This is a genomic window from Citrobacter sp. CFNIH10 (assembly GCF_002934585.1).
GTDB classification, from domain to species: Bacteria; Pseudomonadota; Gammaproteobacteria; order Enterobacterales; family Enterobacteriaceae; genus Citrobacter_A; species Citrobacter_A amalonaticus.
Genome location: NZ_CP026216.1, coordinates 2,843,586 through 2,861,035 on the forward strand (window position 1 = coordinate 2,843,586; position 17,450 = coordinate 2,861,035).

Annotated in this window: 16 protein-coding genes; 14 read left to right on the forward strand and 2 right to left on the reverse strand. The window is 55.9% G+C overall.

Annotated elements, in window-relative coordinates; translation table 11 throughout:
• Positions 1 to 167 precede the first annotated feature (167 nt).
• From ybgI to nei, 8 genes are all read left to right on the forward strand, one after another.
• The gene (gene ybgI, locus C2U53_RS17050) at positions 168 to 911 is read left to right on the forward strand and encodes a radiation resistance protein YbgI (RefSeq protein WP_043001380.1); all 744 of its coding nucleotides are present in this window, start codon (positions 168 to 170) and stop codon (positions 909 to 911) included.
• Between the two features lie 21 nt (positions 912 to 932).
• Positions 933 to 1,589, forward strand: a complete 657-nt coding sequence (gene pxpB / locus C2U53_RS17055) for a 5-oxoprolinase subunit PxpB (protein ID WP_043001379.1) — start codon at positions 933 to 935, stop codon at positions 1,587 to 1,589.
• Entirely contained in the window at positions 1,583 to 2,515 is a 933-nt protein-coding gene (gene pxpC / locus C2U53_RS17060; RefSeq protein WP_044266346.1) for a 5-oxoprolinase subunit PxpC, read from the forward strand. The genes pxpB and pxpC overlap by 7 nt, the downstream gene beginning before the upstream one ends.
• Positions 2,505 to 3,239, forward strand: coding sequence for a 5-oxoprolinase subunit PxpA (gene pxpA, locus C2U53_RS17065; RefSeq protein ID WP_104446895.1), 735 nt, complete (start codon positions 2,505 to 2,507; stop codon positions 3,237 to 3,239). Before pxpC ends, pxpA begins: the two co-directional genes overlap by 11 nt.
• 77 nt (positions 3,240 to 3,316) lie before the next feature.
• Complete coding sequence (locus C2U53_RS17070; protein WP_043001377.1) at positions 3,317 to 4,045, forward strand: DUF969 domain-containing protein; 729 nt, start codon at positions 3,317 to 3,319, stop codon at positions 4,043 to 4,045.
• Positions 4,042 to 5,037, forward strand: coding sequence for a DUF979 domain-containing protein (locus C2U53_RS17075; RefSeq protein WP_043001376.1), 996 nt, complete (start codon positions 4,042 to 4,044; stop codon positions 5,035 to 5,037). Before C2U53_RS17070 ends, C2U53_RS17075 begins: the two co-directional genes overlap by 4 nt.
• A gap of 9 nt (positions 5,038 to 5,046) precedes the next feature.
• Positions 5,047 to 5,691 (forward strand): pyroglutamyl-peptidase I, encoded by a 645-nt coding sequence (pcp, locus tag C2U53_RS17080; protein WP_043001375.1) that lies wholly within the window; start codon positions 5,047 to 5,049, stop codon positions 5,689 to 5,691.
• 23 nt (positions 5,692 to 5,714) lie between these two features.
• The gene (nei, locus tag C2U53_RS17085; protein WP_104446150.1) at positions 5,715 to 6,506 is read left to right on the forward strand and encodes an endonuclease VIII; all 792 of its coding nucleotides are present in this window, start codon (positions 5,715 to 5,717) and stop codon (positions 6,504 to 6,506) included.
• Here nei and C2U53_RS17090 read toward each other — a convergent pair.
• Positions 6,503 to 7,549, reverse strand: coding sequence for an AbrB family transcriptional regulator (locus C2U53_RS17090; RefSeq protein ID WP_043001373.1), 1,047 nt, complete (start codon positions 7,547 to 7,549; stop codon positions 6,503 to 6,505). The genes nei and C2U53_RS17090 overlap by 4 nt on opposite strands.
• Before the next feature lie 186 nt (positions 7,550 to 7,735).
• Positions 7,736 to 9,019, reverse strand: a complete 1,284-nt coding sequence (locus C2U53_RS17095) for a citrate synthase (RefSeq protein WP_043001372.1) — start codon at positions 9,017 to 9,019, stop codon at positions 7,736 to 7,738.
• A gap of 694 nt (positions 9,020 to 9,713) precedes the next feature.
• Between C2U53_RS17095 and sdhC the strand changes: the two genes are divergently transcribed.
• From sdhC to odhB, 6 genes are all read left to right on the forward strand, one after another.
• On the forward strand, positions 9,714 to 10,118 hold the full coding sequence (gene sdhC / locus C2U53_RS17110) for a succinate dehydrogenase cytochrome b556 subunit (protein ID WP_043001371.1): 405 nt from the start codon (positions 9,714 to 9,716) through the stop codon (positions 10,116 to 10,118).
• The gene (gene sdhD / locus C2U53_RS17115) at positions 10,112 to 10,459 is read left to right on the forward strand and encodes a succinate dehydrogenase membrane anchor subunit (protein WP_043001370.1); all 348 of its coding nucleotides are present in this window, start codon (positions 10,112 to 10,114) and stop codon (positions 10,457 to 10,459) included. Before sdhC ends, sdhD begins: the two co-directional genes overlap by 7 nt.
• Positions 10,459 to 12,225 (forward strand): succinate dehydrogenase flavoprotein subunit, encoded by a 1,767-nt coding sequence (sdhA, locus tag C2U53_RS17120; RefSeq protein ID WP_043001369.1) that lies wholly within the window; start codon positions 10,459 to 10,461, stop codon positions 12,223 to 12,225. Before sdhD ends, sdhA begins: the two co-directional genes overlap by 1 nt.
• A 15-nt stretch (positions 12,226 to 12,240) precedes the next feature.
• Positions 12,241 to 12,957: a succinate dehydrogenase iron-sulfur subunit SdhB gene (gene sdhB, locus C2U53_RS17125; RefSeq protein ID WP_043001368.1), complete on the forward strand. Its 717-nt coding sequence runs from the start codon at positions 12,241 to 12,243 to the stop codon at positions 12,955 to 12,957.
• A gap of 414 nt (positions 12,958 to 13,371) precedes the next feature.
• Positions 13,372 to 16,173 (forward strand): 2-oxoglutarate dehydrogenase E1 component, encoded by a 2,802-nt coding sequence (gene sucA / locus C2U53_RS17130; RefSeq protein ID WP_104446151.1) that lies wholly within the window; start codon positions 13,372 to 13,374, stop codon positions 16,171 to 16,173.
• A gap of 14 nt (positions 16,174 to 16,187) precedes the next feature.
• Positions 16,188 to 17,408: a 2-oxoglutarate dehydrogenase complex dihydrolipoyllysine-residue succinyltransferase gene (gene odhB, locus C2U53_RS17135; RefSeq protein WP_044256556.1), complete on the forward strand. Its 1,221-nt coding sequence runs from the start codon at positions 16,188 to 16,190 to the stop codon at positions 17,406 to 17,408.
• The last annotated feature ends 42 nt before the right edge of the window (positions 17,409 to 17,450 follow it).

Below are 17,450 nucleotides of genomic sequence, written 5' to 3' on the forward strand. Positions count from 1 at the left end.
ATGCGGCCTGACGCCATAACTATTCATAATGAGGTGCGTTAATACGCCCCTTTTTTTATGGCTAAGAACGGGGTGATGGTTTCTTAATATGGCTAATAATTGTCTATCGACGAACCGCCACAGGGACGCTATGTTAACGGAGTGCATAAATAAACAAGGGATCGATGATGAAAAACACCGAACTGGAACAACTGATCAACGAGAAACTGAACAGCGCCGCCATCAGCGACTACGCGCCAAACGGTTTGCAGGTTGAAGGCAAAGAAACGGTGCAAAAAATCGTCACCGGTGTGACCGCCAGTCAGGCGTTACTGGATGAAGCAGTGCGTCTGCAGGCTGATGCGGTCATCGTTCATCATGGCTATTTCTGGAAAGGCGAATCTCCGGTGATTCGCGGGATGAAGCGCAATCGCCTGAAAACGCTGCTGGCGAATGACATTAACCTCTACGGCTGGCATCTCCCTCTGGATGCACATCCCGAACTGGGCAACAACGCACAGTTGGCGGCCCTGTTGGGGATCACCGTGATGGGTGAAATCGAGCCGCTGGTTCCCTGGGGCGAACTGACGATGCCGGTCCCTGGGCTGGAACTGGCGTCGTGGATTGAAGCACGTCTTGGACGCAGGCCGTTATGGTGCGGTGATACCGGGCCGGATACTATCAAACGTGTCGCCTGGTGCACTGGCGGCGGGCAAAGCTTCATCGACAGCGCCGCGCAGGCTGGCGTTGACGCCTTTATCACCGGTGAAGTTTCCGAACAAACCATCCACTCAGCCCGTGAACAGGGACTGCATTTTTACGCCGCCGGGCATCACGCCACCGAACGTGGCGGGATCCGTGCGCTCAGCGAATGGTTGACGGAGAACACCGATTTGGATGTGACGTTTATTGATATTCCAAACCCGGCATAAATAAAAACAAGAGGAACGCAAGTGCAACGAGCGCGTTGTTATCTGTTAGGTGAAACGGCGGTAGTGCTGGAGCTTGAGCCGCCGGTGACGCTGGCGAGCCAGAAACGTATCTGGCGTCTGGCGCAACGTTTGGTTGAGACGCCAAACGTGGTCGAGGCGATTCCGGGAATGAACAATATCACCGTGATCCTACGCGACCCGCAAACGCTGGCGCTGGATGCGATTGAACGCCTGCAACGCTGGTGGGAGGAGAGTGAGGCGCTGGAGCCAGACTCACGCTATATCGAAATTCCGGTGACCTACGGCGGCGCCGGTGGTCCCGATCTGGCGGACGTTGCCCGCCACAGCGGCCTGAGCGAAAAGCAGGTAGTGGAGCTGCACGCGTCGGTCGAGTATGTGGTCTGGTTTTTAGGTTTTCAGCCGGGATTCCCGTATCTCGGTAGCTTACCGGAACAACTGCACACGCCCAGGCGCGCTGAGCCGCGGCTGATCGTTCCGGCTGGATCGGTGGGTATCGGCGGACCGCAAACCGGTATTTATCCACTGCCAACGCCTGGTGGCTGGCAGTTGATTGGTCATACCTCGCAGGCCTTGTTCGACCCGAAAAAAGAGGAACCGGTTCTCCTGCGCCCTGGCGATAGCGTGCGCTTTATCCCGCAGAAGGAGGGGGTATGCTGAATGTTATTCGCGCGGGATTGTACACCTCCGTTCAGGATGGCGGTCGTCACGGTTTTCGTCAGTCAGGCGTTAGCCATTGTGGTGCGCTGGATAAACCGGCGATGCAAATCGCTAACCTGTTAGTGGGTAATGAGGCCAGTGCTCCGGTGTTGGAAATTACCCTCGGACAACTGGTTGTGGAATTTGAAACCGACAGCTGGTTTGCCCTGACCGGTGCGGGATGCGAAGCGCGGCTGGATAATCACCCCGTCTGGACGGGCTGGCGTCTGCCGGTGAAAGCGGGCCAGCGTCTGGTGCTAAAACGTCCGCAGCACGGTATGCGCAGCTATCTTGCCGTCGCGGGCGGTATCGACGTGCCGGAAGTGATGGGGTCATGCAGTACCGATCTCAAAGTGGGCATCGGCGGGTTGGAAGGACGCCTGCTGAAAGACGGCGACCGGCTGGCAACCGGCACACCCCGACGGACGTTCCTGGAAGCGCGAGGGGTAAAACAACTGCTATGGGGGAATCGCATTCGGGCGCTGCCGGGGCCGGAATACCACGAATTTGACGCCGTTTCGCAGGAGTCGTTCTGGCGATCGCCGTGGCATCTCAGTCCGCAGAGTAACCGGATGGGCTACCGCCTGCAGGGACAACCGCTGATGCGAATGACGGATCGGGAACTGGTGTCGCACGGTCTGCTGCCTGGCGTGATTCAGGTTCCGCACAACGGTCAGCCGATTGTATTGATGAACGATGCCCAGACGACCGGCGGCTATCCGCGCATTGCCTGCATAATCGAGGCAGACATGTACCATCTGGCGCAGATCCCGCTCGGCCAACCCATTCACTTTGTTCAGTGTTCGCTGGAGGAGGCGCTGAAAGCGCGGCAGGACCAACAGCGCTATCTGGAACAACTCACATGGCGACTCAATGATGAACATTGATTTAAATGCGGATCTCGGCGAAGGCTGCGCCAGCGATGGAGAACTGTTGACGCTGGTCTCATCGGCCAACATTGCCTGCGGCTTTCATGCCGGCGATGCACAAACCATGCTGACAAGCGTGCGCGAGGCGCTGAAAAATGGCGTAACCATTGGGGCACACCCGAGTTTTCCGGATCGGGAAAACTTTGGCCGCACGGCGATGACGCTACCTGCGGAAACGGTCTACGCGCAAACGCTGTATCAAATCGGCGCGCTGGCGGCCATGGCCCGGGCGGAGGGGGGCGTCATGCGGCACGTGAAACCGCATGGCATGCTCTACAACCAGGCGGCGAAAGATCCGCAACTGGCGGATGCCATTGCCAAAGCGGTGTACGCCTGCGATCCGGCACTGATTCTGGTCGGCCTGGCGGGAAGTGAGCTTGTCCGCGCGGGTGAGCGTTACGGTCTCGTCACGCGCCAGGAAGTGTTCGCCGATCGCGGTTATCAGGCGGACGGCAGTCTGGTGCCACGCACGCAGCCGGGCGCGCTGATTGAAGACGAGGACCAGTCGCTGGCGCAAACGCTGGGAATGGTGGAAACCGGACGCGTGAAAAGCATTACCGGTGAATGGACAAGCGTGGTGGCGCAAACGGTTTGTATTCATGGCGATGGCGAACACGCGCTGGCCTTCGCCCGACGTTTACGCTCGGCGTTTGAAGCCCGCAGAATCACCATTGTTGCCTGAGCACACTGACGCAGCCTCCATAGAGGGGTTGCGCATATAAAAACACCACAACAAAACACAACATACAGGAATGGATTATGGGAGATGCAATAACGCTCTGGCCACTGATGGGCATCGCCGTCATTGTGGTTGGATTTCTTTTACGTTTTAACCCGGTGCTGGTGGTTATTGTCGCCGGGATCGTCACTGGACTGGCGGCGCAAATGCCGATCGCCACGATCCTCGAAAAGCTGGGTGAAGGTTTTCTCAACACCCGCAACCTGCCGTTTATCCTGCTGATACCGCTGGCGGTTATTGGCCTGCTCGAGCGTCACGGGCTGAAAGAGCGCGCCCAGGCGTGGATTGCCAGGATTAAAAGCGCTACATCAGGTCGCTTGCTGATCGTCTATCTGTTTATTCGTGAAGCCACCGCTGCGCTGGGGCTGACCAGCCTGGGCGGTCACCCGCAAATGGTGCGTCCGTTGTTAGCGCCTATGGCGGAAGGGGCGGCGGAGAAAACGTACGGGGCATTGCCCGGCGCGGTGCGCTACCGGTTGCGAGCGATGTCGGCGGCGACGGATAACGTGGGACTTTTTTTTGGTGAGGATATCTTCGTCGCGTTCGGCGCGATTATCTTCATGCACAACTTTATGCTGGAGTCCGGCGGTATTCAGACCGAACCGCTGCACATTGCCTTATGGGGGATCCCAACGGCCCTGTGCGCCTTCGTGATCCACGGTACGCGCCTGTGGCGGCTGGATAACTATCTGCAACGCGAAATGGCGAAAGCCGGTTCTGTTGACACCCGCAAAGGAGAGGCGCAATGAATTTTCAACAAAGCTACCTCTACTGGCTGGCGGGGATCGTGCTGCTGATTGTCGCCATTATGTCCTGGCAGGATAAAGCTAATCCGCGTCGGTTAACGACCGGGTTATTCTGGGGCGTCTACGGGCTGTTGTTCCTGCTGGGCGACTGGACGTATCAACTGGTGGGCGACAAACGTACAGTCAACATTGCCGTCGGCGTCGCGGTGGTGATCATGGCGTTGATCGCCGGTTTTGGCGGCGTCAAGCTGGGCAGTTATCATCAGCGCACCCGCGAGCAGCGGGAAGAGAGCGCGACGCGTCTGGGTAACCGCCTGTTTTACCCGGCGCTGGCCATTCCGGTCGTCACCGTGATTGGCGTACTGATGTTCAATCACATTCCGGGGTTGCAGGACGCTCTGTTTGGACCGGGTAATCATGCCACGCTGGTGACGCTGTTCTCGATGACCGCAGGCTCACTGATTGGTCTCGGTATGGCTATCAAAATGACCCATGAGAGGGTGCATCAGCCGATTCAGGAGGCGCGCCGCCTGCTGGATTCCATCGGCTGGGCATTTATTTTACCGCAGATCCTCGCAACGTTAGGACTGCTGTTTACGGCGGCAGGCGTTGGCAGTGGCATTTCGTATCTTACTCAAGAGTATCTGGCCGTCGACAGCCGCTTTATCGCGGTGGCGGTGTATACCATTGGGATGGCGCTGTTGACGATGGTGATGGGCAATGCGTTTGCCGCCTTCCCGATTGTCACGGCGGGAATTGGCATTCCGATTCTGGTGCTTCAGCACGGTGGTAACCCGGCGGTGATGGCGGCTATCGGGATGTTCTCCGGCTATTGCGGTACGCTGATGACGCCGATGGCGGCAAACTTCAACATCGTGCCCGCCGCGCTGCTGGAACTGCCAGATAAAAACGCGGTCATTAAAGCGCAGGTGCCAACCGGCATACTGCTGCTGCTAGTCAACGTGTTCCTGATGTATTTCCTGATGTTCCTGTAAGGAGGACGGATGAAAACGGTATTAATCACCGGATTTGAGCCCTTCGGCGGCGAGCAGATTAACCCTTCCTGGGAAGTGGTCTCGCAGCTCGACAATGCTATCATCGCCGGGTGCCGCGTGGTGGCGCGTCAGTTGCCGTGTGTGTTTGGCGAGTCGCTCAGTGTGCTGAATTCCGCCATTGATACGCTCTCTCCATCGCTGGTGCTGGCCATCGGACAGGCGGGCGGACGGACCGATATTACCGTTGAGCGCGTGGCGATCAACGTCGACGACGCCCGTATTCCGGATAATAAAGGCCAACAGCCGGTGGATGAGCCGATTGTTGCTGGTGGACCAGCGGCCTGGTTTAGCACGCTGCCAGTCAAAGCCATGGTGGCGGCGATGCGTGAAGCCGGTGTGCCAGCGTCGGTCTCACAGACGGCGGGGACATTTGTTTGCAACCATGTGATGTACGGATTGCTCCACAAACTGAGCGGCATCGCGGAGGTGAAGGGGGGATTCATCCATATCCCTTATCTGCCGCAGCAGGCGGCGGCGCATCCGGGGGCGCCCAGTATGGCGGCGGAAACGGTGCGTCTGGCGCTGGAGGTGGCGATCGCTACCGCATTGCAGGTTGACGATGACATCGCCGTGACAGGTGGCGCCACGCACTAATCTTCTCAGATAAGGACAGAACCATGCCTGAAGGCCCGGAGATCCGCCGCGCGGCGGATAACCTGGAGGCGGCGATCAAAGGCAAACCCCTGACGGATGTCTGGTTTGCCTTTGCGCAGTTAAAACCGTATCAATCCACACTGGTGGGGCAGACCGTCACGGCGATGGAGACGCGCGGCAAAGCGTTGCTGACCCATTTTTCCGCGGGTCTGACGCTCTACAGCCATAATCAGCTGTATGGCGTCTGGCACGTGGTGGACAGTGGCGACATGCCGCACACCACCCGTATTCTGCGCGTTAAACTGCAAACTGCGGATAAAACCATTCTGCTTTATAGCGCGTCTGACATTGAGATGTTGACGCCGGAACAGCTCACTACCCATCCCTTCCTGCAACGGGTTGGGCCGGACGTGCTGGACCCGCGTCTGACCCCTGATGCGGTGAAAGCCCGGTTACTCTCGCCGCGTTTTCGCAACCGCCAGTTTTCCGGGCTGTTGCTGGATCAGGCTTTTCTCGCTGGGCTGGGAAACTATCTGCGGGTGGAGATCCTCTGGCAGGTGGGGATAACCGGTTATCACAAAGCGCGCGATCTCAGCGAGACGCAGTTGACGGCGTTAGCGTATGCGCTACTGGATATTCCGCGCTTGTCCTACACCACGCGTGGGCAGGTCGATGAAAATAAGCATCATGGCGCGCTGTTTCGCTTTAAGGTGTTTCACCGCGACGGTGAACCTTGCGAACGTTGTGGCGGGATCATCGAGAAAACCACGCTCTCCTCACGGCCATTCTACTGGTGTCCACATTGCCAGCATTAATGCGCTTGTCGCGGCGCTTTGGCTGAAATAAAACGGGCGATGGCAGGGCCAGTGAGAAGAATACTGAACAGCCGCAGGGTTTGCATCGCCATGATCAGCGACATGTCGGCGTGACTGCCGGCGGCAATGACTGCAACCGTATCAAGCCCGCCGGGGCTGGTGGCGAGATAGGCGGTTAAAAAATCAATCTGCATATAGTGGGTCATTCCCCAGGCCATTGCTGCGCAAATGGCAAGCAGGGCGAAGATAGAGAGCAGGATTTGCGGCAACGGTCGCAGCGCCATAAAGAAGACCTGCTTGTCGAATCCGAGACCAATCTGCCAGCCAATAAGCATATACGCTATCGCCAGCAGCCATTCCGGCAGTTCAATCACCATCACGCCGCTTGCGTGCAGCAGGGCGCCTACCAGCATCGGCACCAGCATGGTACCGGAGGGAATGCGCAGCACCCGACCGACAACGCTGGCAACCACCGCTAATAGCAGCGTCGTGAACAGATTGCCACTCAGCGGCGGGAACCACTCAATCTGCTGGCTGACGGCTTCTGCGCTTTCGCCCATGATAAACCGCGTCACCAGCACTGCTGCGCCAGCGACAAACAGTACCCGCAGATATTGCATAAAGGCGACCAGGCGGATATCGGCGCCGTAGTCTTGCGCCATCGCGACCATTGCCGCCGCACCGCCGGGAGATGAGCCCCACGCGCCGGTATTGCCAGGGAGTGAACTGTAGCGAACCAGTAACCAGCCAACGACCGTACTGGAGAGCAGCGTCACCAGCAGAACCGCCAGCACCACTACCCAGTTTGCCGCCAGCGTCGTTAATAATGAGCCTGACAAATTCTGCGCGATCATACAGCCAAGAATGGCTTGCGCGCCGAGGAACGTACAGCGAGGAAGCTTTAGTGAGATACCGCGAAGACTAAACAGAATACCGGTGATCATCGGGCCGAGCAGTAACGCCGCCGGAAGATGAATGCTGAGAAAGAGCAGGGACAGAAGGAGTGACAGCAAAAACAACAAGCCCCACTGCAGAACTGGCATCCTGTGCTCCCGGAAGAAATGAACAAACTATCCGTAAATCATAGAGAAGGGCGGAGAAGATTAATATAGCGAGGGTCAAGAAAAGGTAGGGAAGTTGCCGGATGGCGCTACTACTTATCCGGCCTACGAATTGACAACCGTAGGCCGGATAAGACGCAGTCGCGTCACCATCCGGCAGTCTGACGATTAATGCTTAAGGTCAGATTTAAAATCGCGTTTTTCGTAGCCGGTGTACAGCTGACGTGGACGCGCGATTTTCATGCCATCGGTATGCATTTCGCTCCAGTGCGCAATCCAGCCGACGGTACGCGCCATGGCGAAGATCACGGTGAACATGGAAGACGGGATTCCCATCGCTTTCAGGATGATACCGGAGTAGAAGTCGACGTTCGGGTAAAGTTTCTTCTCAATGAAATACGGGTCGTTCAGCGCGATGTGTTCCAGCTCCATCGCCACTTCCAGCAGGTCATCTTTGGTACCCAGCTCTTTCAGCACTTCGTGGCAGGTCTCACGCATCACGGTGGCACGCGGATCGTAGTTTTTGTAAACACGGTGACCGAAGCCCATCAGGCGGAAAGAGTCATTCTTGTCTTTCGCACGACGAACGAATTCCGGAATGTGTTTAACCGAGCTGATTTCTTCCAGCATCTTCAGCGCCGCTTCGTTCGCGCCACCGTGCGCCGGTCCCCACAGGGATGCAATACCCGCAGCAATACAGGCAAACGGGTTCGCGCCAGACGAGCCAGCAGTACGTACCGTTGAGGTGGAGGCGTTCTGTTCATGGTCGGCATGCAGGATCAGGATACGGTCCATTGCGCGTTCCAGTACCGGGTTCACTTCATAGGTTTCACACGGCGTGGAGAACATCATGTTCAGGAAGTTACCGGCGTAGGAGAGGTCGTTACGCGGATAAACAAACGGCTGGCCGATAGAATATTTGTAACACATCGCCGCCATTGTCGGCATTTTGGACAGCAGGCGGAATGCGGCGATTTCGCGGTGGCGCGGATTGTTAACATCCAGAGAGTCGTGATAGAACGCGGCGAGTGCACCGGTGATCCCGCACATGACCGCCATCGGATGTGAATCGCGACGGAAAGCGTGGAACAGACGGGTGATTTGCTCATGGATCATGGTATGGCGAGTCACGGTGGTTCTGAACGCGTCGTACTCTGCCTGCGTCGGTTTTTCGCCGTTCAGCAGGATGTAACACACTTCCAGATAGTTAGACTCGGTGGCTAACTGATCGATCGGGAAGCCGCGATGCAACAAAATGCCTTCATCGCCGTCGATGAACGTAATTTTGGATTCGCAGGATGCAGTAGAGGTGAAACCAGGGTCAAAAGTAAACATCCCCTTCGAACCCAGGCTACGAATATCAATAACATCTTGACCTAGCGTGCCCTTCAGCACATCCAGTTCAATAGCCGTATCACCATTTAGGGTGATTTTTGCTTTTGTGTCAGCCATTTACGGTCTCCTTAGCGCCTTATTGCTTAAGACTACTCAGGTGAGATTTGCCATCGATACATCAATCAACCGTTACCAGTTTGTTATTCGGCTCGCCGCTCTGGATAGAGGAGAAACCAGGGTACAGAGCAATGGGCGCTTGCAGGTAAATCAGTTAACTCATGGTGAATTAGCAACAAATCAACAACTTAGCAATCCGAATTATTCAACCTGTCTATCACTATTAACTGTACTGAAGGGATCGGTCAATATCTTCCTACTGTTACATAACTTATTTGCAGGTTAAAGAGTGACCCCATAACTTTTACGCATTATATGCCTTTTCTGGTGTTGTTTGTAACAACTTTGTTTAATGATTGTCAAATCAGATGATTAAAAATTAAATAAATGTTGTTATCGTGACCTGTGTCACTGTTCGGGATAAAACCCGACAAACTATATGTAGGTTAATTGTAATGATTTTGTGAACGTCCTATACTGCCGCCAGGTCTCCGGAAACCCCTGCAATCCCGAGCCACCCAGCGTTGTAACGTGTCGTTTTAGCAACTGGAAGCAGTGTTTTACATGACGCGCAGTTATAGAAAGGACGCTGTCTGACCCGCACGCAGACCGGAGGAAGGAAATCCCGTCGTCTTTCAGGCTACAGGTGATTCACTCTCTGTACCCGAAGTCCAAAGGGAATAATAAGAACAGCATGTGGGCGTTATTCATGATAAGAAATGTGAAAAAACAAAGACCTGTCAATCTGGATCTGCAAACGATCCGGTTCCCAATCACGGCGATAGCGTCCATTCTCCATCGCGTTTCCGGAGTGATCACCTTTGTGGCGGTCGGGATACTGTTGTGGTTACTGGGCACCAGCCTCTCTTCCCCTGAAGGATTCCAGCAGGCATCCGCCATCATGGGTAGCTTTTTTGTTAAATTTATTATGTGGGGCATCCTTACCGCGCTGGCGTATCACGTCGTGGTCGGTGTTCGTCACATGATGATGGATTTTGGCTATCTGGAAGAAACATTCGAAGCGGGTAAACGCTCAGCCAAAATCTCTTTTGTTATCACTGTCGTGCTTTCACTTCTCGCAGGAGTCCTCGTATGGTAAGCAACGCCTCCGCACTAGGACGTAATGGCGTACATGACTTCATCCTGGTCCGTGCTACCGCTATCGTTCTGACGTTATACATCATCTATATGGTGGGTTTCTTCGCCACAAGCGGCGAACTGACCTGGGAAGTCTGGACCGGTTTCTTCTCATCGGCTTTCACCAAAGTCTTCACCCTGCTGGCACTCTTCTCCATCTTGATTCATGCCTGGATCGGCATGTGGCAGGTGTTGACCGACTACGTTAAACCACTGGCAATTCGGTTGTCGCTGCAACTGGCTATCGTCGTTGCACTGGTGGTTTACGTGATTTATGGATTTGTTGTGGTGTGGGGTGTGTAATGAAACTGCCAGTCAGAGAATTTGATGCTGTAGTTATTGGCGCAGGCGGCGCAGGTATGCGTGCGGCGCTGCAAATTTCCCAAAGCGGCCAGACCTGTGCGCTGCTGTCCAAAGTGTTCCCAACCCGTTCCCATACCGTTTCCGCGCAGGGTGGCATCACCGTCGCGCTCGGTAATACCCATGAAGATAACTGGGAATGGCACATGTACGACACCGTGAAAGGGTCGGACTACATCGGTGACCAGGACGCTATCGAATATATGTGTAAAACCGGTCCGGAAGCGATTCTGGAACTGGAACATATGGGGCTGCCGTTCTCCCGTCTCGACGACGGTCGTATCTATCAGCGTCCGTTTGGCGGCCAGTCGAAAAACTTCGGCGGTGAGCAGGCGGCACGCACCGCAGCGGCAGCTGACCGTACCGGTCACGCACTGCTGCATACGCTGTATCAACAGAACCTGAAAAACCACACCACCATTTTCTCCGAGTGGTATGCGCTGGATCTGGTTAAAAACGCCGATGGCGCAGTGGTCGGTTGTACCGCACTGTGCATCGAAACCGGTGAAGTGGTTTACTTCAAAGCCCGTGCAACCGTGCTGGCCACCGGCGGCGCAGGCCGCATTTATCAGTCCACCACTAACGCGCACATCAACACCGGCGACGGCGTGGGGATGGCAATCCGTGCCGGTGTTCCGGTTCAGGATATGGAAATGTGGCAGTTCCACCCAACCGGGATTGCCGGTGCGGGCGTGCTGGTAACAGAAGGCTGCCGCGGTGAGGGCGGTTACCTGCTGAATAAACACGGTGAGCGCTTTATGGAGCGTTATGCGCCGAATGCGAAAGACCTGGCGGGCCGTGACGTGGTGGCGCGTTCCATCATGATTGAAATCCGTGAAGGTCGCGGCTGCGATGGTCCTTGGGGTCCGCACGCTAAACTGAAACTTGACCATCTGGGTAAAGACGTCCTCGAATCCCGTCTGCCGGGCATTCTGGAATTGTCCCGTACGTTTGCACACGTTGACCCGGTGAAAGAGCCGATTCCGGTTATCCCAACCTGTCACTACATGATGGGCGGTATTCCGACCAAAGTAACCGGTCAGGCATTGACGGTGAACGAGCAGGGTGAAGACGTGGTGGTTCCGGGGCTGTTTGCGGTGGGTGAAATCGCCTGCGTATCGGTACACGGCGCTAACCGTCTGGGCGGTAACTCGCTGCTGGATCTGGTGGTCTTTGGTCGTGCGGCCGGTCTGCATCTGCAGGAATCTATCGCTGAGCAGGGTGAACTGCGCGATGCCACAGAAGACGAAATCGACGCGTCCCTGGCGCGTCTGAACCGCTGGAACAATAACCGTGATGGTGAAGATCCGGTGGTGATTCGCAAAGCGCTGCAGGAATGTATGCAGCATAACTTCTCGGTCTTCCGGGAAGGCGATGCGATGGCGAAAGGGCTTGAAGAGCTGAAAGCCATCCGCGAGCGGTTGAAAAATGCCCGTCTGGACGACACCTCCAGCGAATTCAACACCCAGCGCGTAGAGTGTCTGGAGCTGGATAACCTGATGGAAACTGCCTATGCCACCGCAGTATCCGCCAACTTCCGTACCGAGAGCCGTGGCGCGCATAGCCGCTTCGACTTCCCGGAGCGTGATGATGAAAACTGGCTGTGCCATTCCCTGTATCTGCCAGAGACGGAATCCATGACCCGACGTGAAGTCAACATGGAACCGAAACTGCGCCCGGCATTCCCGCCGAAGATTCGTACATACTAATGCGGAGACAGGACAATGAAACTCGAGTTTTCAATTTATCGCTATAACCCGGATGTTGATGACGCTCCGCGCATGCAGGATTACACCCTGGAAGGCGAAGAAGGGCGTGACATGATGCTGCTGGATGCGTTGATGCAGCTCAAAGAGAAAGACCCCAGTCTCTCTTTCCGCCGCTCCTGCCGTGAAGGCGTGTGTGGTTCAGATGGTCTGAACATGAACGGGAAGAACGGTCTGGCCTGCATCACGCCGGTATCAGCGCTGGTTCAGCCCGGTAAGAAAATTGTTATCCGTCCGCTGCCTGGTTTGCCGGTGATCCGCGATTTGGTAGTAGACATGGGGCAATTCTATGCACAATATGAGAAGATTAAGCCTTACTTATTGAATAATGGGCAAAATCCTCCGGCTCGTGAGCATTTACAGATGCCAGAGCAGCGGGAAAAACTCGATGGGCTGTATGAATGCATTCTGTGCGCCTGCTGCTCAACGTCTTGCCCATCCTTCTGGTGGAATCCGGATAAGTTTATCGGTCCGGCGGGTCTGTTAGCGGCCTATCGCTTCCTGATCGACAGCCGTGATACCGAGACGGACAGCCGCCTGGAAGGGATAAGCGATGCATTCAGCGTATTCCGCTGTCACAGCATCATGAACTGCGTCAGTGTATGTCCTAAGGGGCTGAACCCGACGCGCGCCATCGGCCATATTAAGTCGATGCTGTTGCAACGCAGTGCGTAAGTAGACATTGCCCGCGGTGGCAATCCTGTAGGCCGGATAAGACGTTTACGTCGCCATCCGGCACATGTTGCCTGATGGCGCTTCGCTTATCAGGCCTACGGGGTCGCCATCAGGCAAATTAGTGCAGGAAACCTCTAAAAACTGCCACATTGATAGCAATAATCGAGATGTTCAGCGCGAGACAAGGCGCGAACGGAACGAATCGCCGGGAGCATAGTTCACTATGTGACCGGGTGAGGGACGGTTGCAACGCAGTCGCAGCCTGAACAACGACGATTATTAGACAGTTTTTAAAGGTTCCTTAGCGGACGCAGATCACACGACAGTCCGTAACAAGTGAACCCCGGCACGCATACGACGTATGCGTGGTAGTATCCACGGCGAAGTAAGCATACAAATGCTTAAGGGATCACGATGCAGAACAGCGCTTTGAAAGCCTGGTTGGACTCTTCTTACCTCTCTGGCGCAAACCAGAGCTGGATAGAACAGCTCTATGAAGACTTCTTAACCGATCCTGACTCGGTAGACGCTAACTGGCGTTCGACGTTCCAGCAGTTACCTGGCACCGGAGTCAAACCGGATCAATTCCATTCAAAAACGCGTGATTATTTCCGTCGTCTGGCGAAGGATGCCTCACGTTACTCTTCTTCGATTTCCGACCCTGACACCAATGTGAAGCAGGTTAAAGTCCTGCAGCTCATCAACGCTTATCGCTTCCGTGGTCACCAGCATGCGAATCTCGATCCGCTGGGACTGTGGCAGCAAGACACTGTTGCCGATCTGGATCCGTCCTTCCACGATCTGACAGAGGCCGACTTCCAGGAAAGCTTTAACGTAGGTTCTTTTGCCGGCGGCAAAGAGACGATGAAGCTGGGCGAGCTGCTTTCCGCGCTCAAACAAACGTACTGCGGCCCGATTGGTGCTGAGTACATGCACATCACCAGCACCGAAGAGAAACGCTGGCTGCAACAGCGCATCGAATCCGGTCGCGCGGCATTCAGCAGCGAAGAGAAAAAACGCTTCCTGAGTGAACTTACCGCAGCCGAAGGTCTGGAACGTTATCTGGGCGCCAAATTCCCTGGCGCGAAACGCTTCTCGCTGGAAGGCGGTGATGCGTTAATCCCGATGCTCAAAGAGATGATCCGCCATGCCGGTAACAGCGGTACCCGTGAAGTGGTGCTGGGTATGGCGCACCGTGGTCGTCTGAACGTCCTGGTCAACGTACTGGGTAAGAAACCGCAGGATCTGTTCGACGAATTTGCGGGTAAACATAAAGAACATCTCGGCACCGGTGACGTGAAGTACCACATGGGCTTCTCATCGGATATCGAAACCGAAGGTGGCTTGGTTCACCTCGCGCTGGCGTTTAACCCGTCGCACCTGGAAATCGTCAGCCCGGTGGTGATCGGTTCCGTTCGCGCTCGTCTGGATCGTCTGGATGAACCAAGCAGCAACAAAGTGCTGCCGATCACCATCCACGGCGACGCTGCGGTAACCGGGCAGGGCGTGGTTCAGGAAACCCTGAACATGTCGAAAGCGCGGGGTTACGAAGTGGGCGGTACCGTTCGCATCGTGATCAACAACCAGGTGGGCTTCACCACTTCTAACCCGCTGGATGCACGTTCCACCCCGTACTGCACCGATATCGGTAAAATGGTACAGGCACCGATTTTCCACGTGAATGCGGACGATCCGGAAGCGGTGGCTTTCGTCACTCGTCTGGCGCTGGATTTCCGCAACACTTTCAAACGCGATGTCTTCATCGACCTGGTGTGCTACCGCCGTCACGGCCACAACGAAGCCGACGAGCCGAGCGCAACCCAGCCTCTGATGTATCAGAAAATCAAAAAGCATCCGACCCCGCGCAAAATCTATGCGGATAAGCTGGAAGCGGATAACGTCGCGACGCTGGAAGATGCCACCGAAATGGTCAACCTGTATCGCGACGCGCTGGACGCGGGGGAATGCGTGGTGAAAGAGTGGCGTCCGATGAATATGCACTCCTTTACCTGGTCGCCGTACCTCAACCACGAGTGGGATGAAGCGTACCCGAACAAGGTTGAAATGAAGCGCCTTCAGGAACTGGCTAAACGCATCAGTACGGTGCCTGAAACCGTTGAGATGCAGTCTCGTGTGGCCAAAATCTACGGCGACCGCCAGCTAATGGCGAACGGGGAAAAACCGTTCGACTGGGGCGGCGCAGAAACGCTGGCTTACGCTACGCTGGTTGACGAAGGGATCCCGATTCGCCTGTCCGGTGAAGACTCCGGTCGCGGCACCTTCTTCCATCGCCACGCGGTGATCCACAACCAGACCAACGGGTCGACCTGGACTCCTCTGCAGCATGTCCACAACGGGCAGGGCAGCTTCCGCGTCTGGGACTCCGTGTTGTCTGAAGAAGCGGTACTGGCCTTCGAATATGGCTATGCCACAGCGGAACCGCGCACCCTGACCATCTGGGAAGCGCAGTTCGGTGACTTCGCCAACGGCGCGCAGGTGGTTATCGACCAGTTCATCTCCTCTGGCGAACAGAAATGGGGCCGGATGTGTGGCCTGGTGATGCTGCTGCCGCACGGTTATGAAGGGCAGGGTCCGGAGCACTCCTCCGCGCGTCTGGAGCGTTATCTGCAACTTTGCGCTGAGCAGAACATGCAGGTGTGCGTACCGTCTACTCCGGCTCAGGTGTATCACATGCTGCGTCGTCAGGCGCTGCGCGGGATGCGTCGTCCGCTGGTGGTCATGTCGCCGAAATCGCTGCTGCGCCATCCACTGGCGGTCTCCAACCTGGATGAGCTGGCGAACGGCACCTTCCTGCCTGCCATCGGTGAAGTCGATGACCTCGATCCGAAAGGCGTGAAGCGTGTGGTGATGTGTTCTGGTAAGGTTTATTACGACCTGCTGGAACAGCGTCGCAAGAACAATCAGAAAGATGTCGCCATTGTGCGCATCGAACAGCTTTATCCGTTCCCGCATCAGGCGATGCAGGACGTATTGAAACAGTACGCTCACGTACATGATTTTGTCTGGTGCCAGGAAGAGCCGCTCAACCAGGGCGCATGGTACTGCAGCCAGCATCATTTCCGTGAAGTGATTCCATTTGGGGCCGCTCTGCGTTATGCAGGTCGCCCGGCCTCCGCCTCTCCGGCGGTAGGGTATATGTCCGTTCACCAGAAACAGCAACAAGATCTGGTCAATGACGCGCTGAACGTCGATTAATTAAAGGATACAAAATGAGTAGCGTAGATATTCTTGTTCCCGACCTGCCTGAGTCCGTAGCGGACGCGACTGTTGCCACCTGGCACAAAAAACCGGGTGATGCGGTGGTTCGTGACGAAGTGCTGGTAGAAATCGAAACTGACAAAGTGGTACTGGAAGTACCGGCATCAGCGGACGGCATTCTGGATGCGGTTCTGGAAGACGAAGGCACCACCGTGACCTCCCGCCAGATCCTCGGTCGCCTGCGTGAAGGCAATAGCGCGGGTAAAGAAACCAGCGCGAAGTCTGAAGAAAAAGCGTCTACCCCGGCGCAGCGTCAACAGGCTTCCCTGGAAGAACAAAATAACGATGCGCTGAGCCCGGCGATCCGTCGCCTGCTGGCTGAGCACAATCTCGACGCCAGTGCGATCAAAGGCACCGGTGTAGGCGGTCGTATCACCCGTGAAGATGTGGATAAGCATCTGGCGAAAGCCCCGGCGAAAGCCGAGGCCAAAGCACCGGCAGAAGCCCCTGCTGCACAGCCAGCGCTGGGGGCACGTAGCGAAAAACGCGTACCGATGACCCGTCTGCGCAAACGCGTGGCCGAGCGTCTGCTGGAAGCGAAAAACTCCACCGCCATGCTGACGACCTTCAACGAAGTCAACATGAAGCCCATCATGGATCTGCGTAAGCAGTACGGTGAAGCGTTTGAAAAACGTCACGGTATCCGTCTGGGCTTCATGTCCTTCTACGTGAAGGCGGTAGTAGAAGCGCTGAAACGCTATCCGGAAGTGAACGCTTCTATCGATGGCGACGACGTGGTGTATCACAACTACTTCGACGTGAGCATGGCGGTATCCACGCCGCGCGGTCTGGTGACCCCGGTCCTGCGCGACGTCGATACGCTGGGTATGGCTGACATCGAGAAAAACATCAAGACGCTGGCTATCAAAGGTCGTGACGGCAAGCTGACGGTGGAAGATCTGACGGGCGGTAACTTCACCATCACCAACGGTGGTGTGTTCGGTTCGCTGATGTCCACGCCGATCATCAACCCGCCGCAGAGTGCGATCCTCGGCATGCACGCGATTAAAGATCGTCCGATGGCGGTAGATGGCAAGGTCGAAATCCTGCCGATGATGTACCTGGCGCTGTCCTACGATCACCGTCTGATCGATGGTCGCGAATCCGTGGGCTTCCTGGTGGCGATCAAAGAACTGCTGGAAGATCCGACGCGTCTGCTGCTGGACGTGTAGTAAACAAGAGTATCACCTGCCTCGTAGGCCGGATGAGCGTAG